The sequence below is a fragment of the Streptomyces sp. NPDC005963 genome, from assembly GCF_040638655.1.
Classification (GTDB): domain Bacteria; phylum Actinomycetota; class Actinomycetes; order Streptomycetales; family Streptomycetaceae; genus Streptomyces.
Genome location: NZ_JBEXVD010000003.1, coordinates 140,850 through 167,337, shown reverse-complemented (window position 1 = coordinate 167,337; position 26,488 = coordinate 140,850). Strand labels below are relative to the sequence as shown.

Sequence of the window (26,488 nt, the reverse complement as noted above, 5' to 3'; positions counted from 1 at the left end):
CGCCTTGACCAGATTGCCGAGGCGGGTCGGGTTCAACGGGAGTCGTCGTTGCTTCATACCTGGTCAGACGACTCCTGACGGCTGATGGTTCACCGTTCCACCAGGGTAGGAGCGGGCGCCGCAGGGGCCTCAGCGGGTGACCAGGCCGCCGGCAGCAGCGATCGGACGGCTGCTGATGCGTAGATCGCCGCCGCGAGCCAAGCCGTGGCGAACCCGTCGGGATCGGCGGGCAGCAGGCGGCCGAGCGCATCGTGTCGGCGGTCGGCCGAGGTGTCCAGCAGCGCCCGTATGCACTCCGCGCCCGTGGAGAGTCCCACTGCCTCCAGACGGCGCGGAAGTTCACCGTCTGCGCTGGCCGCGGTGATGGCCCGACCGCCAGCGACGGCCCGGTCCACCGCACGGCGCAAGAGATCCAACTCGATCGGCAACTCGGGTGCACCGAGCGGAGGGGAGGGCCGACCCGTGCCGACGCCCGTGCCTCCGCCCACGCCGTGTCGATCGGGCACCGAGCTGTCCGGGGTCGGCGCGACAAGATGCTCCCAGACTCCTTCCCCTGGGGAGGCCGGGATTTCGTCCTCCGAGGAGGCCGGGACATCGGTGGGATCGGCCGGCAGTGTGGCCCCGCCGTCGCCGGGACCGGCGCTGTCTGGCACGGGGTGCAGCGGGTGCACTGCTGTGGACGCTCCGGCCGGAAAGTGGGAGCGATTGAGCCGACGCAACCCCAGATCGACCCGGAACTGCTGACCGCCGTGCCCTGCCCAGGCCGCCGCCAGCGCCTGTACGGCACCCGGTCGATCGGGCACGACGCGCACGATCATGCGCAGTTCGAGCCCCGGTCGAGACCTCAGCACACGGAGGTTGTCTGCATAGGCCAGCTCCGACCGCTCGTCGGGGGCCAACAGGCTCACCCGAGGGCCGTTCGCGATGCTCAGACCCCGACCCTCGATCGTCCCCGTCACGAAGAGCAGATCACCACCGGCCTGCCGGACCTCGGCGGGCTGCTCCAGCCAGTCGAGCGCAGCGGCGAGTTGCGCGGCGGGTGACCGCTGCCAGAGCGCGTCCAACGGCTGCTGGTGCCAGGCCGCCCCCGAAGCCCGTACCGATCGGACGCGGGAGCCGCCGCCGACCCTGCCGTCCGCCGATACGGTGGGGCCGGTCAAGATCACCGATCCGCCGTCGCCCCACTCCCGCAACGGCAGTGCACACCCCCCGGGCACCGGGGTCTGAGCGGCCTGAACTGCCCGTTGCGGACCTCCCGGCGCCACATCGGAGATGGTCAACAGGGCGCCGTCCGGCGCCAGACCGTAGGTGACCACCCCGGCGTACCCGGATGCCGTGACGATCGGCTCCGTGAACAGCCCGTACAGCCTGAGCGGACCGGATGGCTGATAGGAACGTCGGGCCGGAGCCGTCGCCTCGGCGGGTCGACGCAGCAGACCGAGGAGCCCGGCCAACTCGGCCGAGAGCTCGGGCAGTCGGAACGACGGGTCCTGGGAGCGGGCCTCATCGAGACGCCGTGCGATCCGCACCGCCGCGGCAGCCGGCAGATGCAGCCCGGCCAGGCGTCCCGAGTGCGCCGCATGCAACAACCCGGCTCGATGGATCGCCCCCGCGCCGCTGACCCCACTGACCAGGACGGCGGTTGCCGCGCTCCGCAGGGCGGCGACGGCCTGCGTCTGCGCGGCGGTCAACTCGACCGTGGCGGTGTTGCTCCGCGCCCCGGTGGAGTGCGGGATTCCGGCGCCGGAGGAGTCGTGGGCCCTCTCCTCGGCACCCGAACGTCCCTCGGCGGAGGCGGTCTGTCCCCCCGGGGAGTCCGTGTCGTGCACAGCGGTGACGTCGGTGTGCCCCTGGTCCGTCGGACGGGTCGGGCTTCCGGTCGTGCCGTCCGCTCCCTCGTCCACGCCCGCATCCGGCACCGGTTCCAGTGCCAGCGGGGCACTGGAGAGGAGCGTGGCACGATGGAGACAGGCCGGGGCCAGCAGACAGTTGCACACGGCGTCGTCGGCACGGGCCACGATTCCGCCCGTGGTCCTCAACATCACCGAGGTGTCCTCGTCCACGATGACCCGGACTCCGTCAGTCGTGGCCTCCAGCGGCCAGCCGGCCACCTTGCCCATGGCCCGGTCCACCCGTCCCCGTAGCCGAGGGGGCAGCAGGTCCAGCGCTTCCGCCGCCACCGCCGGAGACACCGGGGGCAACTCTGAGGGTGCGGTCGTCATCGGTTCGTACCTCCCACGCGCTCGCCGACCCAGCGGGCCAGCTCCAGCGGGCTCAGGGCGGCGACCGGCATTCCGGCCGCCACCAACCGGCCTGCGGTGCCGGTCGAGTAACGGGGCCGCCCCTCGTCGTCGAGCGAGGCACAGCCGAGGACATGGCAACCCGCGTCCACCAGGGACCGCACCTCCGACAGCAGCGGGCCGATCGGGCCGCCCTCTTCGAAGTCGCTGACCAGAACGACCAGCGTCCGCGACGGTACGGTCACCAACTCGCGTGCGTGCCGCAGGCCGCGGGCGATGTTGGTGCCCCCGCCGACGCTGACCTCCAACAGCAGGCTCAGCGGATCGTCCACATGATCGGTGAGGTCCAGCACTTCGGTGGAGAAGGCGACGAAGTGCGTGCTGAGCGCGGGGACGCCCGCCAGCACCGAGGCGGTCAGCGCCGACCAGATCGTGGACGCCTCCATCGATCCCGACACGTCCACCACGAGCACCAGACGCCAGTCCGTGGACCGACGGGCGCGCGTACGGAAGACAGGGTGCTCGGGGACGACCGTCACCACACCGGTGTTCGCGTCCCGGCGGGCCGTCGTCAGGTTCGCCCGCAGGGTGCGCGGCAGATCCAACGGGCCGCCCGGTCTGCGCGTGGGGCGTGGATGGGCGAGCCCGGTGAGCGCGGGGCGCAGCCGGTTGGCGAGCGCCGCCGTCAACTCCGCCACCAGACGGGCCACCAGGGGACGCAGCCGGGCCAACTGCTGCTCCGGGAGCCCGCCCGCGTACGACAGCACCGTCCGCAGCAACTCCACGGACGGCCGTGCCGCTGCCGGGTCCATGGCGAGAGCCGCATCGAGACGGCCCGCATCGGCCGCCGCGGCAAGCACCTCCTCGCGCACTCCCGGCCCGAACAGCACGGCCAACTCATCCGACCAGGTGCGCACATTCGGGTAGGAGGCGCCCGTACCGCCACCTTGGCCCCGGCCGTCTTCGCCACGGGAACCCTCGCCGCGTCCGCGCCCGTACAACTCGTCCAGCGCGTTCGCATACCGCTGCGCCTGCCCGGTCAACTCCCCACCGCGGCCCAACAGCAGGCGCCAGCGCTCGCTCGGAGCGAGGGACCGGTCGGGTGACGGGAGCCCCACCGCGCCGTTCGCGGTCGTCCCGAGGCGATGGTCCGCTTCCGCGGGATCGTGCTCGGCGCCGAGCACCTTCGTCGGCACACCTGCGGTGGTACGGGAGCCTTCCGGTGGGGCGGAATCGGTGGCGGGTTTCGTGCCGCCCGGACTCCCATGGCCGGGGCGACCGTTGATGTCCTCCCCGCCAGGGGCTCGCCCGCCTATCGGGGCACCGCCCCCGGTTGTTTCCCGGCTCGGCGGCTTACTCGCACGGGCCAGGCCCGCCGCACCCAGAGCCTGTCGGCCGGCCAGATCGGCCAGGGCGAGCCGGGCCGCCGTCGCGGGGTCCGAGCCGCGCAAAGTGCCGACCTCCGTACCCGTACGGTCCTCGACGACCGAGAGCAGACGGGAACGGGCAGCCGGAGATAGGACGTCGAAACCCGCCCTCAGCGCGGGTAGTCGTTCCAGGAACGCCCGGTCGGTCAGCTGCTCCACCCGCTCCAGCAGCGGAGCCAGCGCCGGGCCGGTCTCCAACAGGGGCCCCGCGGCAAGGAGAGCCCCCCGTAGGCAATCGGCCAACCGGCCCCGGAGTTCGGGGGTGTTCGCGCCGTCCGCACGGGAGGCGAGACCCGTCCCGAACGCATGCGGATCCAACTGCCCCAGCAGCACCCGCGCGGCGCCCGCGGCGCCGCGCATCAAGGGGGTGGCACCCATCTCCAGCCGGGCGAGGGCGTCCGCCAGACGCAGCCCGCCTCCCACCGTCGACGCCTGCCCGGCCAGGGCGACCAGTGCCCGCGCGTCCTCGCCATCCGTCGAACCAGCGAGCCCGTCCAGCGCGCGGACTCCCGCCGCCGCCAGCTCCTCGTGTGCAGCGGCCACGGCCTCCTGTTCCCAGTCGGCATCCAATCCCGGCACATGGCCCGAGCGAAGACGGTCCAACAAGGTCATGCCGGCGAGCAGTTCGGGCAGGGTGCCGGTCGCGGGGAGCTGCTCGGCCGCTTCCGCCAACCGCTCCATGGCCAGAGCGGGCAGCACACAGCGGGTGGCCTCGGCCAAACCGTCCAGTGCCTCGGCGGCCGATGGGCCCCCGTTGCGTCGCTCCTCAGTACGTCGCTGCCGCAACACCCCCGTCGCTGCCTGCTCCAGAGTCACCCCGTGCATACCCGCCACATCGAGCATCGCGGCCGTCGCCGGCGACCACTCCACGACCCAGCGGCTGGTCAGCGCTGCGGCGTCGCCCACACCTGCGACCGCGGACTCCTCGCCGTACGGCACCCGACAGACCGCGAGCCGACGCAGTGCGACCTCGCGCCTGCGGTCCAACTCCGTACGGAGGACGTCAAGGCGCAACTCGCGACGATCGGGCTCCTCGGGGCGCGGCAGCTTCAGCTCGCCCAGCAGGCGTTCGACCGCGGGTCCGAGCCCCGATCGCGGTGTGCCCGGAGCCAGCCGCCCCCGGCGCCTGCCGACCAACACCTTCTCCATGGCGGCGGCCACGACCCGACCGCGCCCCAGCAGCCGGCCCTGGGTGAGCACGGTCTGCGCCGCTTCGGCCAACTCGCCGCGCCCGGCCGCGGGCAGTCCTCGCAGCGCCGCCAGATCCCGGGCCACCCGCACCACCTCCCGGGCGTCGGCAGGACCACTGGGGTGGCCGGCGTCCCTGATCTCCGCGCAGATCCGCACCGCCACGGCCGTGAGGAGGTCATCGAGACGCCGTGGATCGCCGGCTGCGGTGAAGACCCCGTGCTGCCACTCGGGGTCGCGGATCCCGGCCGGGTAGCCGGACCGCTCGTCGAGCAGCGGATAGGAGTACGGCACCAGCGAGGTGTTCACCTCCCTCACCTTCATGGGGGTCACCTCCGTCAGCTGCGGCGATTCCTCCCAGCCCAGCAGCGCTGGAGCGTGGAACGAACCCACCACCGCCGCCGTCCTACGACCGCGGAACTCGGCCAACCGGCGTCGCATATGGGCCTCGCGGCGCAGATCGTGCGGGTCGACCGGACCTGCGTCCGAGCGCAGCGCCCAACCCACCAGCAGTGCGGCGCGCCGTAGCGCTTCCGCCGTGCTGCCGGGTGCGGCCGTCTCCACCAGCCGGTCCCACAGGTCATCGCCGGGCCGCCCGGAGACCCGGGCGTGCAGAGCGGTGCTGAGCCCGCCCGCCGTCCCGCCCGCCGTCCCGCCGGCGGTCCCGCTCTCCGGCGTGCCCGGCCCGTTCGCCTCGGGTGGACCTTGTCCGCCGCGGGCCCCGAGCGGGAGATCGAACGGGACCACCGGGACAGCGGCCTGCCCCGCCCACCGGATGGCCGCCAACTCCGGCGAGAACTCGGCGAACGGCAGGAACACCAATCCGTCCCCACTGCCGGCCAGTGCGACCGGCGGGACGGTGGCGGGATCGGCCAGATGAACGAGCCAGGGCGCGAACTCCACCGGCAGCTCGATCAACAACACCTCCGGCTGCGCCGCGGTCAGCAACTCTGGGACGGCCGAGGCCAGCGCCGGGGAGTGGTGCCGCACACCGATGAGATAGGGGTCGCGACACCCGGCGAGGGCGGCCAACGCCCCCTCTGGAGCCTCGATCCGAGCCGCCTGCGCGACTGTGCCGCCGTCGGCCTGAGCGGCCTGCGCGGAGAGGTCACCCCAGGTCATCGCGGAGCTCCCACAGCGCCCGCCAGAGCGGTGCACCCGCCTCGGCCCGTCTGCGCACCGGGCCGTCCCAGTAGCCCAGCAGTCGGGCGTGGTCGGACGGATCGTCCTTGCGCACGGTCCCCAGCAGATGTCCCGGGAGGGTGCGCACCACATCGCGGCCGTCGTTCAGATAGGCGGCACCCAGCCCCATCGAGGCCGCCACGTGCACGGCCTCCGCCGTGGACATCACGGTCGACGGGCGTTCCACTTCCCATCCCTCGGCGCTGCGCCCGGAGCGCAGGTCCCTGAAGGCGGTCACCAGCGCCTCCAACACCGCGTCGTCGACACCGAAGGCCGCGCCGGAGCGGGCCAGGGCCGCGGTCGCCTGACTGCGGACCAGGGCCGTCTCCGCGTCGAGGTCGGCGATCGGGCCGACCTCCTCGAAGTTGAACCGGCGCTTCAACGCCGCCGACATCTCCGAGACGCCGCGGTCACGCAGGTTGGCGGTGGCGATCAGGGTGAACCCCGGCACGGCGTGCACGGTCCCGTCACCGCCTTCGCCCGCCAACTCGGGCACGGACATGCGCCGCTCGGAGAGCAGCGAGACCAGGGCGTCCTGCACCTCGGGCAGACAGCGCGTGACCTCCTCGATACGGGCCACCGCCCCGGTGGTCATGGCCGTCAGCACGGGCGAGGGGACCAACGCCTCCCTGCTGGGCCCCTTCGCCAGCAACATGGCGTAGTTCCACCCGTAGCGCAGTTGGTCCTCGGTGGTGCCCGCGGTGCCCTGCACGGTCAGGGTGCTGGCTCCGCACACCGCAGCGGCGAGCAACTCGGACAGCATCGACTTCGCCGTGCCCGGCTCGCCGACGAGCAGGAGGCCCCGCTCGCCCGCCAAGGTCACCACGCACCGCTCGACCAGGGCGCGATCGCCCACGAACTTCCGTGAGACGACCAACTGCCTCCCGTCCGCCGCCCGCAACGGCTCTTCTCCCGACCCGCAGATGAACTGCACCACCGACCGGGGGGTCATCCGCCAACCGGGCGGCCTGGGCCCCTCGTCATAGCCGGCGAGGAAGTCCAACTCCTGTCGGTACCGGTCCTCCGGCAGCTCCACCTGCCGGGGAGCGCCCACCGTCCCCGCTCCGTCTGCCGTGTCGCGTTCGATCGCGCTCATCGTCCACCCCTCCTGGCCTTGCGTCCCGTGAATTCCTCGAAACCTGGCACGTCGCCGTCCACAACCCGCTGCCACGCAGCCCGGAACAGCTCCCCCACCGGGCGGTCCGGTGCCAAGAAGCCGCCCGTTCCACGCGGGAGCAGGGGCGCCTTCCAGCCCTCGACGGGAAGCCTCGGCGCCTTCTCCTCAAGCCAGGCACCGGGCAGGAAGAGGGATCGCCCGGCCCGGGCCCGCTTGCCCTCCACGACCAGGTCGGTCGCCGCCAGCTCGGCCCGAGCCGTCTTCAGACGGGCGGGCTTCCACCCGGTCCACTCCGCCTGGCTCCGGTCCGTCGGGTCGGGGAGCGCGAGCAGCATCAGATACAGCGTCGCCGCGTCCTCGCTGAGCGAGCACCGTTCGGCGACCGCCGGCACCAACTCCGGCGCGCTGCGCACCGGATCCTGTGCCGGGCCCGTCGGTCCGTCGTCGGTCAGCAGTGCCATGAACTCGGCGCTGAGCAGGGTCCGCAGGGCGTCCAGAGTGCCCTTGTCGCCGGCTACGGCCGCCAGGAGTTGGAGGTCGGGGTGGTCGGGTCCCGCGGCCTCCCCGGTCACCAGGGGAGCCGACTTCACCCACACCGCGTCCCAGTCGGGGTAGTAGTGCAGCGGGGCGAGCACCAGTGAGTCCGACACCTCGAACAGGCGCTCGCTGCCGGTACGGCTGCGCGGGGGATGGCCGTGCGCCTCGCGCAACCGCAGCGAGATCGCTGAGCCCTCGGTGTCCCAGGTCACGCCCAGATCGAGCAGGAGTTCCGGATCCGCCAGCCGGGTGCGCAACATGCGCAGGGCGATTGGCAGGACGTCCCGCAACGGATCACCGAAGGGGAGCCGGTAGGCGAGCCAGCGCAGCGATTGTACGTAGGACAGCAGGGACTTACCGGTGAGTAGCTTCTCCGGGGCGTCCGCCGTCAGCGAGCCTTCCTTCCACTGTTGCCTGGTGCTGCCGGTCAGCTCGGGCTGGGCCTCCGGGTTGAGCGCGGAATCGAGTGCCCGGCCCGGTCCGATCTCCTTGACGGCACGCGCCACCAACCACGACGGTGCGACCCGCCTCTTGCCCCAGGCGGCCAACCAGGCGCCGACGAGCGGCTCCGTCTCATAGCCGTCCGTCCACAGCGCGTCGACGCGCAGCGGATCGACCGGCAACTGCAAGGCCGTGAACCGCGCCCGGTCCTTCGGTGAGAGGTGCTCCAACACCGCGCGACCCACCTTGGCGTCCGCGCTCTTGAGCCCCAGCGGTGCGAGGTACTCCGCGGTCAGCAGCCCCTCACGACCGTAGGCGCCCAAGCCGGGCAAGCCCAACTGGAGCAGTGCACCGGTGACGGGGCTCACCCCGACCTGCTCGGCGAACTCCTTTGCCGCCTCCGGTCGGTAGGGCAGGGGACCGCGCTCCCGCACGGTGTCGAGCAGTTGACGCATCGCGTCCGCCCGTACCGGATCGCCGGCCGAGCCCACGACGTCCGATTCGAGCTCGGTGTAGCCCTCCCACGGGCCGAACGCCCCGGCGGGGTCGTACTCCACGCAGAGCCAGTCCGCGTGGCCGTCGTTGACCAAAGCGTTGGAGAGCACCAGCAGACGGCGCGCACCCGAGTGGAGCACGGTCCCGATGAAGTCGTCGGTGTCGTGCTGACCCGACTCGTCCCACGGGGAACGGAGCTTGGCGATCCGCACCCGGCCCTTGGCATCGACCAGGACCGAGTCCCCGTCCGACCGGACTGCCAGGGCTGCTTCGAGGAACTCCAGGAGCGCTTCCCGCTGCGCCGGGGGTGTGGCGGGCGAAGCCGCCCGCACGGCCACGGCTCCCAGACCCTGACCTGTCAGGGAGAGCCAGCCCACCTCCGTCTCCTCGACCTGTATCCGGGAACCGTCGGCTTCGGGTGCGAGCAGTTGCCCCAGGGCCGACAACTGCCCCATGGCCGTGCTCTCGTGCTCGCCCCAGGAACGCCACCTTCCGTAGTAGCGGCGGCTGCTCAACAGACCGCCCAGCGCCTCCTGAAGCGGACCGTCCTGGGCGTGCCTGGCCGTCGTACGGGTGAGCGGCTCGCCGACCGCGACCCGCTCGGCCAGCGCGCTGACCTGCGCGGCCTGGCGTGCCGCCACACCCAACAGGCTCGCCACACCGGTGAGGAGTCCCGGATGGGTGATCTCCGGCAGGAACTTGGCCACGGCCTCTTCGGGCTTGAGGCCGGCGGCCGCCGCCGCGAGCAGTTCCCCGGCGCGCTCCTCGGTGAGCGCGCGGAGCGCCAGGGAGCCCCGTTCGTCGCGGGGCCGCAGTGCGTGCCAGTAGCCGATGGGGGAGATGAGCGCCGTACCCCTCGCGTACTCCTGCTCGTCGGCACCTTCGATCACGGACGCGAGGCACACACCGGCGGTGTCAAAGAATTCGACCTTGGTGTGGTAGCCGCGGGATTCGCGCGGATGCAGGGCAGCACCACCGGGCAGTCGCATCGGCGGCAGCGGAATGTCACTGGTCAGATGCGCGATGTTCGCCGACGCCGACGCCGACGCCGACGCCGACGCCGACACCGGGACCGGGTTGCTGCGGGTGCCGTCCACGGAGCAGGCGGTCAGTGTGCGCGCTGTCGGGTCGAACCGCACCCACCAGCCGACGGTCCCTCCGGCGCTGCCGAAGGGCGACGACTCCAACCCCGGCAGTGCGGGCAGCAGTCGACAGGCCGACTCCAGCAGGGAGTAACCCCTGCCGGCGCCGAGTGCCGAGTCGAAGAAGGCGGGCACGGTGATCCGACCCCGACGGGCCGACGCCGGGTCGTAGTCCCACCAGCGCCCCTCGTGCAGCACCCACAGCGAGGTGCCGTCCGAGGCGACGGGGCGCCACAGATCCGCGAACGAGGTGTCGCCGGCGTGCACCGGTCGACCGCCGAAGGTGCGGCTTCCGTCCGCGAGCTCCAGCGACGGGAACTGGTACGAGAGGCGGTTGTCCGGCAGCATCCCGTCAGGTTCGAAGGTCTCCGAACCGCCACAGGACCAGCGGGCCCTGCGCCCTGCGCCGTAGCCGGTGACGGTGAGCCACTGACCTCCCACGTATCGAGCGAGGGGAGTGACCTGCCGTTGGCCGACCTGCTGTGTCGGCAGCGTGAGGGTCTGGCTGTCCAGCACCTTCTCCGGTCCCACCGCCGTGGCCTGTAGGCCGTGTCGGAGCACCAACGCCGGCCAGGCATCGGCCAACTGGTCCGGCCCCGCCTTCTGCTGGCGCCCGTTCGGAGGTCCGGTGGGACGCATGGCCGCAACCGTCTCGTCGAGGGCGGACCACCCCAACTCGTCCACGATGCCAGAGCGCAGGGTGTGCGCCAGTGCGGCGGAGGGGGAGAAGGACGTGATCCGGCTGACGGCGTCCGGCGCCGAGGTCAGGGCCGACCAGGACGAGAATCCCGACAGCCGCCGCATCAACTGGTCCAACCCCGGCAGGCCCAGAGGCTTGGACAGATCCTCGGCCCGCTCGGTGAGCCAGTCCCCGATGACCGACCGCAGCGCCTCGTGCGCGGTGACGCGCTGGAGGCGCGCCTCCGAGTCCCCGGTACCGACCAGTCGCTCCACCCCGCTGCGCAGCACCGAGGCGAACCGGCCGTCGGCGACCAGCGCCGTCAGGTCCCTGCGCCCCTCCGTCGGGTCGGAGAGCCAACTGTCGAGCTCAAGACCGCCCGCGTCATCGTCCGGCGGGGTGACGGGAACGCCCAGCGCGAGACAGAGGTCGAGGAGATCCAGATCGCACGAGGTCCGCCACCCGCTGCGCAGCAACGTCACCGGGGCGCCATCGGCGATCAGTCGGTCCGCCAGCCGTTCCACCAGGGCCAACTCGGCGGGAAGCCGCTTCGCGCTACGCCAGCCGCGGTCCCGGTGGCGCACCCACTTGGACAGCCACGGCGCAACGGGCACGCTGCCGTTCAGGAGGAGGTCGAACGCCCCGCACCGGTCCAACAACGAAAGCCACGCGCCGTCGAACTCCACGGGCTGGTCTCCACCGGTCTTCGGGAAGAGCGTCAGCAGCCGTTCGCGGATCACCGCGTCCTGCTCGGCCAGAACGGTGAGCGCGGGCAGGGCCGACTTCCAGAAGCTCTCCGCCGCGCGGTCCATCGCGCCCGTACCGAGGATCTCGCTCAGGAGCGCACGCTCCTCCTCGCCCACGTCGAGCCCGGCGCTCCTCGCGAGCCGTCGCAGATCCTCCAACATGCCCGCGTACGGGGCGAGTCCCGATGAGCAACGCTGGGAGGCGATCAGCCGGAACTCCGCATACGCCTGGGGGTGCGGCAGTCGCTCGCTCAACCCCCTGACGTACTCCCGGAGCGCCTTGCCGCTGAGGGCTCCCGCCCCAGCAAACTCCAGGAACACCTCGCGCAGGCGGTCTTCGTCGATGGGCAGTGCATGGCGCTGTTCGGCGGCCCGGGCCTTGCCGAAGAAGATGGACGCCTGCTGCTCCGACTCCACGGCCAGGAAGAGCCTGCCCACCTGCTCGTAGAAGGTGGGCAGGAACTGCGGAACCGAACGGTCCAGCCGCTCGCCGATCTCGTCGAAGCCCTCCTTGGCCAGGCCGGGCTTGGTGCCCACCAGGCGCGTCAGCCGCTCCATCTCCTGCACCACGGCCAGGGCGTGGTGCCCGTTGGCCGGGTCGTTCACCAGGGCCCACGCGGGGAAGCCCAGGGACTGCGGCTTCACCCGACCCACCGGAGCCGATCGGCTGCCGGAGAAGCCCAGATACTCCAGCGCCAGGTCCTCCGCGGAGCCGAGGGCCTCCGGAACCAGGCGCACCACGGTGCGTCCATCGAGGGCCGCGTGGTCGTACGCCCGGGCGGTCAGCGTCACGCCCTCCGCCCCGGCCGTACTGCCGACGGTGTCGAGGGGGAGCACCGCCCCCGCCTCCAACAGCGCTTCCCCGGCGCTGAAGCCGCCTGCCCCAGATGCCTCTTGACCGCTCACCGAACCCCCACCCTGCCCTTCGTTCACTTGCTCCCCCACCGTGCTCATCGCAGTGCGTCCCCATCGTTCTCGTCGGCCACGACCTTGCCCGCGTACACCAGGGCGGCCATGCGCTCGCCCTCCGACCAGGCCACCGGTCCCACCTCGTCGAGCCCGAGCCTGCGGCCGTCCTTGTCCCGCCACTCCAGGGCCCCGGTCACCGCCTCCGCGTCCGGGTAGTCGGCCCCCAGCCAGTAGCGCGCCTCCAGCACCCGGCCGTCCTCGACCAGGGGGCACAGCGCCTGGCCGCCCCGGACCCGGTACCCCATCGACAGGGCCCGCGAGGTCGCATGGCGCAGTTGTGTGAACCTGGCGTCCGCGTACTTCGACCAGGAGTGACCGCTCACCTCGTCGGGACGGCGCCACACCTCGCGGAACAACTGCTGCACCTTCTGCTCCACGCCCAGTTCGACCGCGAACTCCCGCAGGTCGTCGAGGTCGTCAAGCAGGACCGGATGCGGAATGAGCACGCTTTCGCACGCCAGCCAGACCGAATCTCCGTCGAGATCGACCATGCCCACCCCGCGCTCGGGGTCGGCGCCCCGCAGCAGGCCGGCCCGCTCCATGTCGGCGCCGCCGTCCGCGGCGACCGGTGCGACCACCAGATCCCGCAGCGCCGACTGCCAGGCCGGGTCCGGCCAGACGCGGGCGAGCACCGCCACCGGTATCGGCAGCGAGCGCACCAGCCAGGTGTCCACCTGCTCGACGCACTCGCGCTCGTGGCGCTCCAGCCACTCGGACAACTGCCGCAGCCGCACCACCTCTGCATCGTCGCGCAACTTGGACGGAACCTGCTTCAGCTCCCGGCCCGCCGCATTGCGACAACGCACTTCATTACCGTCAAGCGTCACGGCATAGCCGCCGCCCGCTGTCTCGATCCAGCCCATGGCAAGACCGCCTCCCCGACGTACCGGTTTCGATGTCGCTGACACTAGGTGAGGGGTCTGACACCGCGCTTTTGAGCGGGAGAGCCTGTGGATAACTCCCCGCGAACGGTGTCCCCCGCCGCCCTTCCAGCCCGTTCGACGAGAGGACCCGATCGCGAAAGCAGATTCCCGGCACCCTCGCCGTCCCCACCCGTCCCCCACTCCGGTTACCTTCGGTGCATGGCAGGCACCACCAGCACCACCCCATCCGGGCCCGGTACTCCGGACCCCTCCAGCTATGCCGCACGGAGCGACACCGGCAGCGGTCAGTACGGCAGCTCCGGAAATCCCGGCGACTTCAACAGTTCCGGCAGTTCCGGCAGCGCTGGCACCTCCGGCAGTTCCGGCAGCTACGACGACGCCGCCGCCGCACGCTGGGCCCCAGAACCGGACAAACGTCCAGGTCGGACCGCATTCCAGCGCGACCGGGCCCGCGTACTGCACTCCTCCGCACTGCGCCGCCTGGCCGGAAAGACCCAGGTGGTCACCCCCGGCACCCGCAACCAGGCATGGGACGCCAGCCCGCGCACCCGGCTCACCCACTCCCTGGAGTGCGCCCAGGTCGGCCGCGAGCTCGGTGCCGCCCTCGGCTGTGACCCCGACCTGGTGGAGGCCGCCTGTCTCGCGCACGACATGGGCCACCCGCCCTTCGGTCACAACGGCGAGGCCGCGCTGAACGACTTCGCCCGGGAGTACGGCGGCTTCGAGGGCAACGCCCAGTCCCTGCGCCTCCTCACCCGCATCGAACCCAAGCGGTTCGTCAACGGGGCCGACGGCGACCTGGTGAGCGTGGGCCTCAACCTCACCCGGGCGACGCTCGACGCGGCCACCAAGTACCCGTGGCCCCGCGGGGGCCACCCGACCACGCCGGACTCGGTGAAGTTCGGCGTGTACGAGGACGACGTGCCCGTCTTCGAATGGGTCCGCGAGGGCGCGCCCGAACACCGCATCTGCTTCGAGGCCCAGGTCATGGACTGGTCCGACGATGTCGCCTACTCCGTCCACGACATCGAGGACGGACTGCACGCCGGTCACATCGACCCCAACCTCCTGCTCGCCGAGCCCGAGCGCGCCGAATTGTGGCGGATCGCGATCGGCCGCTACGTCCCGGCCGATACGGACCCCCAGGAGCTGTCCGCTGCCCTGGACCGGCTGATCGGTCAGGAGTGGTGGCCGCACCACTACGACGGCTCGGCCGTCGCCCAGGCCCGGCTCAAGGACGCCACCAGCCAACTCATCGGCCGGTTCTGCCTCGCGGCGGAGGGCGCCACCCGGCAGGCGTACGGCACGGGCCGCCTCACCCGATACGCAGCGGAGCTCGTCGTTCCGCGCGAGGCGCGGATGGAGTGCGCAGTGCTGAAGGCCGTCGCCGACTGCTATGTGATGCAGCGCGCCGAGCAGGAGGCGCTCAGGGCGGACCAGCGCATCGTGCTCACCGAACTGGCGGAGGCGCTCACCGCCAGGGCACCCGACACCCTCGACCCGCAGTTTCGTGCGCTCTTCCACGCGGCGAAGGACGACCGGGCGCGCGGTCGGGTGATTGTGGATCAGTTGGCTTCGCTCACCGACGCCTCCGCACGTACCCTGCACGCCCAGCTCACGGCCCGCCGCTGAGCCCGCCGGGGGCCGGTCTGAAGACACCCGTACGGGACACGCCAGGACCACTCCCTCTTCCGCCAAACCGGTCCGTGCGGGACGCTCCCTAGGGCTGCGCAGCACACGAGCGCTGCGTCGACCCGTCGCATCGTCCTGCACCAAACGCAGCACCGAAGCAGCACAGGCGCACACAGGAGGCATCAAGTGGTCGACGGACATCGCACCTTCGTCATCATCGGCGGCGGGCTCGCCGGGGCCAAGGCCGCCGAGACCCTCCGTGCCGAGGGGTTCACCGGGCGGGTGATCCTCATCGGCGACGAGAACGACCACCCCTACGAGCGCCCACCCCTCTCCAAGGGCTACCTCACGGGCAAGGAGAAGCGCGACAGCGTCTTCGTCCACGAACCGGCCTGGTACGCCGGGGCGGACGTCGAACTCCACCTCGGCCAGACCGTCGTATCCGTCGACCGTGCGGACAAGGCGGTCCACCTCGGGGACGGCACGGTCCTCCACTACGACAAACTGCTGCTCGCCACCGGCGCCGAACCGCGCCGGCTGGACATCCCGGGCACCGAACTCGCCGGCGTCCACCATCTGCGCCGCCTCGCCCACGCCGACCGGCTCAGCCGGGTCCTCGGCTCCCTCGGCCGGGACAACGGCACCCTGGTGATCGCGGGCGCCGGATGGATCGGTCTGGAGGTCGCCGCAGCCGCCCGCGGGTACGGCGCCGAGGTCACCGTCATCGAACCCGAGGCCACGCCGCTCCACCAGGTCATCGGCCCCGAGCTCGGCCAGGTCTTCGCCGAACTCCACCGCGACCACGGCGTCCGCTTCCACTTCGGGGCCAGGCTCACCGAGATCACCGGCCAGGACGGTGCGGTCCTCGCGGTCCGCACGGACGACGGCGAGGAGCATCCCGCGCACGACGTACTCGCCGCGATCGGCGCCGCTCCGCGGACCGCACTCGCCGAAGCAGCCGGTCTCGAACTCGCCGATCGGGCGCACGGCGGCGGCATCGCCGTCGACGCCGCCCTGCGCACCTCCGACCCCGACGTCTACGCAGCAGGTGACGTCGCCTCCTCCTTCCACCCGCTCCTCGGCTCCCGGCTGCGCGTGGAGCACTGGGCGAACGCACTCAACGGCGGCCCGGCCGCAGCGCGCTCCATGCTCGGCCAGGACATCACCTACGACCGGGTCCCCTACTTCTTCTCCGACCAGTACGACCTGGGGCTGGAGTACTCGGGGTGGGCGCCGGCCGGCTCCTACGACCAGGTCGTCCTGCGCGGCGACGTCGGCAAGCGGGAGTTCATCGCCTTCTGGCTCAAGGACGGACGGGTCCTCGCCGGGATGAACGTCAATGTGTGGGATGTCACTGCCCCCATCCAGGACCTGATCCGATCGGGTGCGCAGGTCGACTCCGACGCACTGGGCGACCCCTCCGTACCGCTGGCCTCCCTCGTGCCGTGACTGCGTTCCCGAGTGGCTCCTGACCGTTCTGCCGAGCATTCGACGGGGTCGGGCCCGACCCGGCGGCACCGCCGTCCGGTGCGGGACCGACCCCTCGGCGAGGCCGTTCACGCGCGAAGGGGGGCCGCGCTGCGCCGGTAGTTGTCCACAGTCAGCGATCGGTGTCGGCGCGCGGCCGTAGAATTCACGCGTGGCAGGCAGGATCAACGATGACGACGTCAAGGCGGTTCGGGACGCGGTCCCGATCGACGCCGTCGTTTCCGACTACCTCCAGCTGCGCGGTGCGGGCGGCGGAAACCTCAAGGGTCTCTGCCCCTTCCACGACGAGCAGACGCCGTCCTTCCAGGTCAGCCCCAGCAAGGGCCTCTTCCACTGCTTCGGCTGTCAGGAAGGCGGCGACACGATCGCCTTCGTGATGAAGATCGATCACCTGACCTTCTCCGAGACCGTCGAGCGGTTGGCCGCCACCGCGGGAATCACCCTTCGCTACGAGGAGGGCGGGTACAACCCCAGCCATCAGCGGGGCGAGCGGATCCGTCTGGTCGAGGCGCACAAGGTCGCCGCCCAGTTCTACATCGACCAGTTGGAGACCGGCCCCGAGGCAGAAACAGGCCGCACCTTCCTCGCCGACCGCGGTTTCGACCAGGGCGCCGCCCAGCACTTCAGCGTCGGATACAGCCCGCAGGGCTGGGACCACCTCACCCGCTTCCTGAGGGGCAAGGGCTTCAGCGACAAGGAACTGATCCTGTCCGGGCTCTCCCAGGAGGGCCGGCGGGGCCCGATCGACCGCTTCCGGGGTCGGCTGATGTGGCCGATCCGGGATATCTCCGGCGATGTCGTCGGATTCGGAGCCCGCAAGCTCTACGAGAGCGACAACGGCCCCAAGTACCTCAACACCCCCGAGACGGGCATCTACAAGAAGTCCCAGGTGCTGTACGGCATCGACCTGGCCAAGAAGGAGATCGCCAAGTCGCGGACGGCCGTGGTCGTCGAGGGATACACGGACGTGATGGCCTGCCACCTCGCCGGGATCACCACCGCCATCGCCACCTGTGGTACGGCCTTCGGCGGCGACCACATCAAGATCCTCCGGCGGTTGTTGATGGACAACGCCACGGCCGAGGTGATCTTCACCTTCGACGGGGACGCCGCAGGTCAGAAGGCCGCTCTGCGTGCCTTCGAGGATGATCAGAAGTTCGCTGCCGAGACGTCCATCGCGATCACTCCTGGCGGTATGGACCCGTGCGAGCTGCGGCTCGCCGAGGGGGACCACGCGGTCCAGAAGCTGGTGGAGACCCGCACCCCCCTCTTCGAGTTCGCGATCCGCCAGATCGTGCTGCGGCACAACCTGGAGACGCCCGCCGGTCGTGCCGCCGCGCTGGACGAGGCGGCGCCGATCGTCGCCGGCATCAAGAACGGCGCGATCCAGCACGAGTCCGCGGTGCAGTTGGCCGGCATCGTCGGCATCCTCGACACCCAGTTCGTGGTGAAGCGGGTCGCCCAGCTGGCCCGCTGGGCACGTGATCGTGGCGGGAAGGGACCCGCGCCCGCACGCACGGGCGGCCGGCGCGAACAGATCCAGGCCCCCGCAGTGGCTTCCGGCCCCGCGCTCAATCTGCGCAGTCCCGCCCACCGCACCGAGCGCGAACTGCTCAAACTCGCACTCCAACACCCCGAGCTGGTCTCACCGGCCTTCGACGCCTACGGTGTGGACGAGTTCACCGCACCGCCCTATGCGGCGGTGCGCCAGACCATCGCCGAAGCCGGTGGGGCAGAGCAGGGGCTGGTGGACACCTCGGGGTATCTCGCCCGGGTCCGGGAGACCGCGGCGGACGACACCGTTCGCGCGCTGGTCACCGAGCTGGCCGTCGAAGCCATCCACGCCAAGACCGTCGACGAGACCTATGCCGGTATGCAGTTGGTGCAGGTCCGGCTTCGAGCGGTCGATCGGCGCATCGCCGAGGTCCAAGGCACCCTGACCCGTCTCGGCAGCCATGCGGACCCCGAGCACCTCACCGCCGTACAGAACGAGCTGTGGGTGCTCCAGCAGTACGGGCAGTCCCTGCGCAACCACGGGGCCGCGGCGCTCTAGCGCCCTCTCAACCCTGGACCCCCGGCTGCCGCTGGGGTGCCCAGCGGCCGATCGCACGATTCACTTCCCTCCGCGTCGCCCCACCGCTCACTCCTGAGAACGCTCCGACCTGCCGCAATGCCGTTTCGGTAACCGGTCGGTCACGCACGGGACCTAGAAAGTCGGCGCACGCCCCTCGTGGCGGCTGTGTGTCGTACCCCACACTGGGGGCGGTGCCTGAGTCTTCGGAGCGCGGCCGACCCATCGACGATGGGCCACAAAACACCGCGAATCCGCTCATCGTGTACGGGATGGACAGCGGCCCGGCTGCTTCCGTCCCCCTGCCGCACGCCCTTGACCCGGCAGCGATCACCCTGGAGGTCGCCCCCGTGCAGACCCAGACCCTGTCCGCGAGCCCGCCCGAACCACTGACCGGTTCCTCCCCGCCCGAGACGGCCGCACTTCTGCCGGAGGCGGAAGCCCTCACCGAAGTCCCTTCTCAGGGCCCGGCCCCACACCACCCCGAGGCGGTGCCCGAAGCACTCCGGGACACGGCCAAGGGCACACCCTCCGACCGCACCGCCATCGCAGCGATCGCGGGAACGGCCCTCACCGACATCAGCGATCTGCCCCCGGATGCCGATGCCGATGTCGACGTCGATGCCGATGTAGAAACCGTCCCGAACGGCTCGACCGCTCGGACGCCGGCCGAGCTCGACCCGATCGACGGGTCGTCCGACGAGCGACCCGACCGCGCCTCTGCCCCCCGGGCCGACAAGAGCGGCCCCTCGTCCGACCTCTTCCGCCAGTACCTGCGGGAGATCGGCAGGATCCCCCTGCTCAGCGCCGCTGAAGAAGTGGAGTTGGCGCGCCGCGTCGAAGCCGGACTCTTCGCCGAAGAGAAGCTCGGCACCACCCCGGACATCAACAACTCCCAACTCGCCGTCGACCTCGATCGGCTCGTGGTGATGGGCCGCATGGCCAAGCGCCGGCTGATCGAGGCCAATCTGCGGCTCGTGGTCTCCGTGGCGAAACGCTACGTCGGCCGCGGACTGACCATGCTGGACCTCGTCCAGGAGGGGAACCTCGGACTGATCCGGGCCGTCGAGAAGTTCGACTACGCCCGCGGCTACAAGTTCTCGACGTACGCCACCTGGTGGATCCGCCAGGCGATGTCCCGGGCACTCGCAGACCAGGCACGTACCATCCGCGTCCCCGTCCACGTCGTCGAACTGATCAACCGTGTCGTCCGCGTCCAGCGCAGAATGCTGCAAGAACGCGGCTACGAACCCACCCCCGTCGAGGTGGCGGGCCAGCTCGACCTCCCCCCGGAGCGGGTCAGCGAAGTCCTGCGGCTGGCGCAGGAACCGGTCTCCCTCCACGCGCCCGTCGGCGAGGAGGACGACGTGGCGCTCGGCGACCTCATCGAGGACGGAGACGCCGCCTCACCCGTCGAGTCCGCCGCCTTCCTCCTGCTGCGCGAACACCTCGACGCGGTCCTGTCCACCCTCGGCGAGCGGGAACGCAAGGTCGTGCAACTGCGGTACGGCCTCGTCGATGGCCGGCCGCGGACGCTCGAAGAGATCGGCCGCATCTTCGGGGTGACGCGCGAGCGCATCCGTCAGATCGAATCCAAGACCCTCAACAAGCTCCGCGACCACGCCTTCGCCGACCAACTCCGCGGCTATCTGGACTGAGTCGCCGCATCCGCCGCGCGTCCGTCGCGGACCGGGGCACCAGAACGTCAATCCACCTCCGCGACCGCCTCGGCGAACTGCGCCGAATACAGCCGTGCATACGCACCACCCGCCGCGAGGAGTCCGTCGTGGGTGCCCTGCTCGACGATCGCGCCGTTCTCCATCACCAGGATCACATCGGCGTCCCGGATGGTGGAGAGCCGGTGCGCGATGACGAAGCTGGTGCGACCGTGCGCCAGCCGGGCCATCGCCTTCTGGATCAGCACCTCGGTCCGGGTGTCCACCGAACTCGTCGCCTCGTCCAACACCAGGATCACCGGATCGGAGAGGAAGGCCCGGGCGATGGTGATCAACTGCTTCTCGCCCGCACTCACTCCCGCCCCGTCGGCTCCGTCGTCGGAGAGGACCGTGTCATAGCCGTCCGGCAGCGTACGGATGAAACGGTCGGCGTGCGCGGCCCGTGCCGCGGCCTCGATCTCCTCCCGTGTCACCTCACGGGATGCCCCGTACGCGATGTTGTCCGCGATCGTCCCGCCGAACAGCCAGGTGTCCTGGAGGACCATGCCGATCACCGACCGGAGGTCCTGACGGGAAATCTTCGCCACGTCGATCCCGTCCAGACTGATCCGACCCCCGGTGACCTCGTAGAACCGCATCAACAGATTGACCAGCGTGGTCTTGCCGGCACCGGTCGGACCGACGATAGCGACCGTCTGTCCCGGCTCGACGTTCAGCGACAGGTCCTCGATCAGCGGCTTCTGCGGTTCGTACCGGAACGAGACGTTCTCCAAGGAGACCCGTCCGGCCGGCCGGGTCAACTGCTCCACGGACGGGCCGTCCGGCTCCTGCTCCTCCGCGTCGAGGAGCTCGAACACCCGCTCGGCTGAGGCGACTCCGGACTGCACCAGGTTCGCCATCGACGCGACCTGGGTCAACGGCATCGAGAACTGCCGCGAGTACTGGATGAACGCCTGCACATCCCCGATCGACAGTGCTCCCGAGGCCACCCGCAGCCCGCCGACCACCGCCACCAACACATAGTTGAGGTTGGAGACGAAGAACATCAGCGGCTGCATGATCCCGCTGTTGAACTGCGCCTTGAAGCCGGCTTCGTACAGTGCCTCGTTCTGCTCGGCGAAGTCCTTCGCCGACTCGTCCTGCCGTCCGAACACCTTCACCAGCGCATGACCGGTGTACATCTCCTCGATATGGGCGTTGAGCTGCCCGGTCGACTTCCACTGTTCGACGAAGTGCGGTTGGGAGCGCTTCCCCACCTTGGTCGCCACGAACACCGACAGCGGGACCGTCACCAGCGCGACCAGAGCCAACAGCGGTGAGACCCACAACATCATGACCAGCACGCCCACGATCGACAGCAGCGAGTTGATCAACTGCCCCATCGTCTGCTGGAGGGTCTGAGAGATGTTGTCGATGTCGTTGGTGACCCGGCTGAGCACCTCGCCCCGCTTGGCCCGGTCGAAGTAGGACAGCGGCAGCCGCTCCAACTTGGCCTGGACGTCCGCGCGCATCCGGAACACGGTCTGGTTGATCACCCGGATCGACAGCCGTGACGAGATCAGGGCGAGCAGCCCCGAGACCAGGAACAACCCCAGCGCCACCAACAGGACCTGGCCCACCGCAGTGAAGTCGATGCCCTTCCCGGGGGTGAAACCGACAGTGGAGAGCATGTCCGCGAGGCCGTGCTCGCCCTTGGCCCGCAGCGCCGCGATGGCCTGCTCCTTGCTGCCGCCGCCTTCCATGTCCCGGCCCACGACACCGGCGAAGACCAGGTCCGTCGCCCGTCCCAGCACCAACGGCCCCACCACGGAGAACGCCACACTCAGCACGCCCGCCGTCAACATCGCCCACAGCAGGGCCCGATCCGGAGCCAACTGCTTCAGCAACCGTTTGCTCGACCCCTTGAAGTCGATCGAGCGTTCCCCACCGGCCATCATCCGCCCGGCCGGACCGCCCATCGGAGGCCCGCCGCCCGGCCGCATCCGCTCGCCCCGTCCGCTCTGCTCGCTCATGCGGCCTCTGCCTCCGTCAGCTGCGAGAGGACGATCTCCCGATAGGTCTCGTTGCCCGCCATCAGCTCCCGATGGGTGCCCGTTCCCACGACCCGCCCCTCGTCGAGGACGACGATCCGGTCCGCGTCACGGATGGTGGACACGCGCTGGGCCACGATCACCACGGTCGCGCCCGCGGTCTCGTTCGTCAGCGCCGCCCGCAGTGCCGCGTCCGTCGCGTAGTCGAGCGCGGAGAACGAGTCGTCGAAGAGATAGATCTCCGGCTGCTGCACCACCGTTCGCGCAATGGCGAGCCGCTGCCGCTGACCACCGGAGACATTCGTGCCGCCCTGTGCGATCGGCGCATCGAGCCCGTCTTCGAGTTCCCGTACGAAGTCGGCCGCCTGTGCCACCTCCAGCGCACGCCACAACTCCTCGTCGAGGGCATCGGGTCGTCCGTAGCGCAGATTGCTCGCGATCGTGCCGGAGAAGAGGTACGGCTTCTGCGGCACGAGACCCACGGTCCGCGCCATCAGCGTGGGGTCGATCGCACGCACGTCGACGCCGTTGACCAGCACTTCACCGCCGGTGGCGTCGAACAGCCGGGGCACCAACCCGAGCAGGGTCGACTTGCCGCTGCCGGTCGAACCGATGATCGCGGTCGTCTCGCCGGGGCGGGCCACCAGCGCCACCTCCCGGAGCACCGGTTCCTCGGCGCCCGGGTAGCGGAACTCCACGTCCCGTATCTCCAGATGCCCGTGCCGGTCCAACTTGACCACGGGGTTCACGGGCGGCACCACACTGGAGTCGGTGCCCAGCAACTCCTCGATCCGTTCGGCGCACACCTCCGCCCGGGGCACCATCATGAACATGAAGGTGGCCATCATCACGGCGATGACGATCTGCATCAGATACGCGAGGAACGCGGTCAGCGCCCCGATCTGGATCGCCCCGCTCTCCACCCGGTGCGCCCCGAACCAGACGACGGCGACGGACGAGACGTTCACGACCGTGAGGACGATCGGGAACATCAGTGCCATCAGCCGACCGGTGGCCAGGGAAACCCCGGTGAGCTCGGCGTTCGCCTCGCGGAACCGCTCCCGCTCGTAGGCGTCGCGGACGAAGGCACGGATGACCCGGTTGCCGGTGATCTGCTCCCGCAGCACCCGGTTCACCGTGTCCAGCCGGTCCTGCATGGTCCGGAACAGCGGGCGCATCCGCACGATGAGCACGGTCACCGAAGCCCCGAGGACCGGTACGACGGCCAGCAGCACCGCCGACAGCGTCACATCCTGGCCGAGCGCCATGATGATGCCGCCGATGCACATGATCGGGGCCGTCACCATCATGGTGAACGCCATCAGCACCAGCATCTGCACCTGCTGGACGTCATTGGTGGTGCGCGTGATCAGGGAAGGGGCGCCGAAGTGGCCCACCTCACGGGCGGAGAAGCTCTGCACCCGGTCGAAGACGGCCGCTCGGACGTCGCGACCCAGCGCCGCGGAGGTCCGCGCACCGAAGTAGACGGCGCCCATATTGCACACGACCTGGACCACGCTGATCGCGAGCATCAGCACGCCGAGTCGGAGGATGTAGCCGGTGTCCCCCTTGACCACGCCGTTGTCGATGATGGCGGCGTTCAGGGTGGGCAGATAGAGGGTGGCGCTGGTCTGGAGCAGTTGGAGCAGCACCAGCAGGGCGATCGGTTTCTTGTACGGACGCAAGTGCTTCCGTAGCAGTCGTATCAGCACGCGCGGTCTCTCGGGCTCGGCAGCGTCGGCACAGGGGTGCGACGTCTTTTCGGGGGGTGGGAATGCCATCTTCCGTCACCGGGCCGCCGAACCCGGGGTGATTTCTTCAAGCCAGGGTCAAGAGATGGCCAGGTGGCACACCACGACGGGACGCATCGCCCGGCGCCCTGCCGGGTTCGCGGAGACGAGTCCGGTGCCCGCCCGGATTCGCTGCCCCGGTTCCTGCCTCTGGGTGAACCGCCTGCCGGCCCATGCTGTTCGGCGCTTCTCGGCGCACGCGCAGCGCAGCCGCCCAGCAGGGATACGAACCCGCTGAGTCAGTCAGGAGCCGGTGCGCTCAGCCCGTGGGGCCGGCGAACGCACCCGGATGCAACTGGTCCCGAGTGGCGCCGTACTGCTGACGCACCGCCTGACCCACGGCGAGCTCGTCGCCGGGATTGAGCAACTGCACGACAGCGTCCTGCCACACCGGCGGCGCCGCCGGGGACAGCGTCCCCTGTGAGACACCGAGCGCCCAGGCCGCCTGTCGGGCGGCACCGAGAGCCGCGTAGTCCGCGGGCTGCGGCACGACGACCTGCGCGCCGAAGATCGCGGGGGCAGCGGCCTGTACGGCGGGCAGTCCTGCGCTCGCACCCAGCAGGAACACCCGGCGCACCTCCACACCCCGCCCGCGCAGTACGTCGAGCGCATCGGCCAGCGAGCAGAGCATCCCCTCGAAGGCCGCCCGGGCCAGGTGCTCGGGCTTCATGGACTCGCGGCGCAGACCACTGAGCGTGCCCGCGGTGTGCGGAAGCCGAGGCGTCCGCTCGCCCTCCAGATACGGCAGCAGCACGAGACCGCAGGAGCCGGGGGAGGACTTCATCGCCAGGTCGGAGAGGGCGTCGAGATCATCGAGACCCAGCATCTCGGCAGTGCCCCGCAGGGCCCGGACGGCATTGTTCGTGTGCACCACCGGTAGATGCATGCCGGTGGCGTCCGCGTACGAGGTGATCATCCCGCTGGGATCGGCGAGGGCCTCGTGGTGCACGGCCATCACCGAACCTGATGCCCCCAGCGAGACCACGACGTCCCCCACGGCCACGCCGAGCCCGAAGGCGGCGGCCATGGTTTCGCCGGTTCCCGCGGAGATCAGCAGCCCTTCGGGGGTGGTGCCGGCCGAATCGGCGGGACCGAGCACCTCGGGCAGCGCACAACGGTGCCCGAGCGCCAGTTCCACCAGGTCGGGGCGGTAGGCGCCCGATCCGGCCGACCAGTACCCGGTGCCCGAAGCACTGCCGCGGTCGGTGGTCCGCCGCACGGGCCGTCCCAGCAACTGCCACACCAGCCAGTCGTGCGGCTGGAGCACGCTCGCCACCCGCTGCGCTGCCTCGGGCTCGGCACGGGCGAGCCAGCGCAGCTTCGCCACGGGATGACTCGCCTGCGGTACGGAACCGACGGCCTCGGCCCATGCCTGCCGTCCGCCCAGCGCGTCGATGAGATCGGCCGCGGAGACCTGCGCCCTCTTGTCGTTGCCCAGCAGGGCGGGACGCACGAGATTGCCCTGCTGATCAAGCGGTACGAGGCCGTGCTGCTGGGCGGAGACCCCGATGGCCTGCACCCCTTCGAGCAGCCCGCCGCCCGCCGCCTCGCCGAGCGAGAGCAGCCAGGACTGCGGATCCACCTCCGTGGCCTTCGGATCGACCGGATGCGGGGCATAGCCCTGCCGCAGCACGGCACCCGTATCCGTGTCACAGACGACGATCTGTGTGAGCGCAGACGAACTGTCCAAGCCGGCGACTATCCCCATGGGAGAGATTCTGCCCCACCGGCCAGCCGGCGTGGTCAGGTGTTGCTGGTTCCCCAGTCGTCCTCGCCGCTTCCGCCGCGCTCCCGCAGGGACCGCACCCGCTCGGCGACCGATTCGGGCATCCGGTCTCCGACCTTCTCGCTGACGGCGTGGAACGCCTTGCCCGCCGCCTGCCGCCCGTTCTGCGCGGCCGACTCGGCGGCGTTCCGCACGGCGGGGTTCTGTGAGAACTCCCGCACGCTCTTGCGCAACTGCTCGTAGCGCTCGCGCCCGGCCCGCGTCCCGATCACATAGCCGACGGCGAGCCCGACGACGAACGTGAGCTTGTACCGCATGGGCTGCCACCCTTTCCTTTGCTTACGTGGGTGCTTGCCCGTCTACCCGGTCCGGCCCGTGATCACCCTGGTCCATACCGATTGGCGGAGCACCCCCCTGCTTGCGCTAATGTATGTGTCGCAGCGAGCACACGCCCTCCGGGACGCCCCGGCCAGGTACGTTCGGTGCAGATGCAGCAATCCCCTGTAGCTCAATTGGCAGAGCAGCCGGCTGTTAACCGGCAGGTTACTGGTTCGAGTCCAGTCGGGGGAGCGCGATCCCCTGTAGCTCAATTGGCAGAGCATTCGGCTGTTAACCGGAGGGTTGCTGGTTCGAGTCCAGCCGGGGGAGCACAAGAGCGAATCGGGACCCTGCGGGGTCCTTTTTCGTGTGTTTTTTGTGCGTTCTCCGCGGTAGGTGGAACCGCCCGGAGGACAGCGGTGTCTCCATGGTCGAGCGATGCCGACCATCCGAGGCAGGAGATCGTATGAGCGGCTATGCTGCGGCAGACGGCGCGCACATTTGTGCGCGACGCGCCGTTAGGGGCGGTAGCTCAGCCGGTTAGAGCAGCGGACTCATAATCCGTCGGCCGTGGGTTCGAGTCCCACCCGCCCCACTCCTCCTGTCCAGAGCAGAAAGGTTCTGACCAGGTATCGAGTGCCCCAGGCTGGTTAGCACCAGGTGGGGCGCTCACTCGTTTTCGGGCCGTGCGTGACCGGGGCGTGAGCGGC

At 70.5% G+C, this 26,488-nt stretch carries 13 protein-coding genes and 3 tRNA genes; 7 read left to right on the top strand and 9 right to left on the bottom strand.

Going from position 1 to position 26,488, the window contains the following annotated elements; all coding sequences use genetic code 11:
* Positions 1-89 precede the first annotated feature (89 nt).
* From ABZ348_RS06825 to ABZ348_RS06805, 5 genes are read right to left on the bottom strand one after another with little or no spacing between them, the layout of a single operon-like run.
* The gene (locus ABZ348_RS06825) at positions 90-2,222 is read right to left on the bottom strand and encodes a hypothetical protein (RefSeq protein WP_358930100.1); all 2,133 of its coding nucleotides are present in this window, start codon (positions 2,220-2,222) and stop codon (positions 90-92) included.
* Positions 2,219-5,977 carry a DUF5682 family protein gene (locus ABZ348_RS06820; RefSeq protein ID WP_358930098.1) on the bottom strand — a complete coding sequence of 1,253 codons (3,759 nt, stop codon included), beginning with the start codon at positions 5,975-5,977 and terminating at the stop codon, positions 2,219-2,221. Before ABZ348_RS06820 ends, ABZ348_RS06825 begins: the two co-directional genes overlap by 4 nt.
* Positions 5,964-7,133, bottom strand: coding sequence for an AAA family ATPase (locus ABZ348_RS06815; RefSeq protein WP_358930096.1), 1,170 nt, complete (start codon positions 7,131-7,133; stop codon positions 5,964-5,966). Before ABZ348_RS06815 ends, ABZ348_RS06820 begins: the two co-directional genes overlap by 14 nt.
* Positions 7,130-12,100, bottom strand: coding sequence for a hypothetical protein (locus ABZ348_RS06810; protein ID WP_358930094.1), 4,971 nt, complete (start codon positions 12,098-12,100; stop codon positions 7,130-7,132). Before ABZ348_RS06810 ends, ABZ348_RS06815 begins: the two co-directional genes overlap by 4 nt.
* Before the next feature lie 44 nt (positions 12,101-12,144).
* Positions 12,145-13,026 carry a DUF4132 domain-containing protein gene (locus tag ABZ348_RS06805; RefSeq protein ID WP_358930092.1) on the bottom strand — a complete coding sequence of 294 codons (882 nt, stop codon included), beginning with the start codon at positions 13,024-13,026 and terminating at the stop codon, positions 12,145-12,147.
* Between the two features lie 219 nt (positions 13,027-13,245).
* On the opposite strand from ABZ348_RS06805, the gene ABZ348_RS06800 reads away from it, so the two are divergent.
* The 4 genes from ABZ348_RS06800 (at position 13,246) to ABZ348_RS06785 (ending at position 19,896) form a co-directional block, all read left to right on the top strand.
* Entirely contained in the window at positions 13,246-14,679 is a 1,434-nt protein-coding gene (locus ABZ348_RS06800; protein WP_358930090.1) for a deoxyguanosinetriphosphate triphosphohydrolase, read from the top strand.
* Between the two features lie 186 nt (positions 14,680-14,865).
* Positions 14,866-16,128 carry an FAD-dependent oxidoreductase gene (locus ABZ348_RS06795; RefSeq protein WP_358930088.1) on the top strand — a complete coding sequence of 421 codons (1,263 nt, stop codon included), beginning with the start codon at positions 14,866-14,868 and terminating at the stop codon, positions 16,126-16,128.
* A gap of 190 nt (positions 16,129-16,318) precedes the next feature.
* Positions 16,319-18,220 (top strand): DNA primase, encoded by a 1,902-nt coding sequence (gene dnaG, locus ABZ348_RS06790; RefSeq protein ID WP_358930086.1) that lies wholly within the window; start codon positions 16,319-16,321, stop codon positions 18,218-18,220.
* 212 nt (positions 18,221-18,432) lie between these two features.
* Entirely contained in the window at positions 18,433-19,896 is a 1,464-nt protein-coding gene (locus tag ABZ348_RS06785; RefSeq protein WP_358930084.1) for an RNA polymerase sigma factor, read from the top strand.
* Positions 19,897-19,943: 47 nt separating this feature from the next.
* Here the strand turns inward: ABZ348_RS06785 and ABZ348_RS06780 are convergent, their stop codons facing one another.
* The 4 genes from ABZ348_RS06780 to ABZ348_RS06765 form a co-directional block, all read right to left on the bottom strand.
* The gene (locus ABZ348_RS06780) at positions 19,944-21,872 is read right to left on the bottom strand and encodes an ABC transporter ATP-binding protein (protein WP_358930444.1); all 1,929 of its coding nucleotides are present in this window, start codon (positions 21,870-21,872) and stop codon (positions 19,944-19,946) included.
* A gap of 50 nt (positions 21,873-21,922) precedes the next feature.
* On the bottom strand, positions 21,923-23,656 hold the full coding sequence (locus ABZ348_RS06775; RefSeq protein WP_358930082.1) for an ABC transporter ATP-binding protein: 1,734 nt from the start codon (positions 23,654-23,656) through the stop codon (positions 21,923-21,925).
* 337 nt (positions 23,657-23,993) lie between these two features.
* Positions 23,994-25,442: an FGGY family carbohydrate kinase gene (locus ABZ348_RS06770; protein ID WP_358930080.1), complete on the bottom strand. Its 1,449-nt coding sequence runs from the start codon at positions 25,440-25,442 to the stop codon at positions 23,994-23,996.
* Between the two features lie 35 nt (positions 25,443-25,477).
* Positions 25,478-25,777: a YtxH domain-containing protein gene (locus ABZ348_RS06765; RefSeq protein WP_358930078.1), complete on the bottom strand. Its 300-nt coding sequence runs from the start codon at positions 25,775-25,777 to the stop codon at positions 25,478-25,480.
* Between the two features lie 180 nt (positions 25,778-25,957).
* Here ABZ348_RS06765 and ABZ348_RS06760 point away from each other — a divergent pair.
* From ABZ348_RS06760 to ABZ348_RS06750, 3 genes are all read left to right on the top strand, one after another.
* A tRNA-Asn gene (locus ABZ348_RS06760) sits at positions 25,958-26,030 on the top strand.
* 5 nt (positions 26,031-26,035) lie between these two features.
* Positions 26,036-26,108: transfer RNA gene (locus ABZ348_RS06755), tRNA-Asn, on the top strand.
* Positions 26,109-26,299: 191 nt separating this feature from the next.
* Positions 26,300-26,373: transfer RNA gene (locus ABZ348_RS06750), tRNA-Ile, on the top strand.
* The last annotated feature ends 115 nt before the right edge of the window (positions 26,374-26,488 follow it).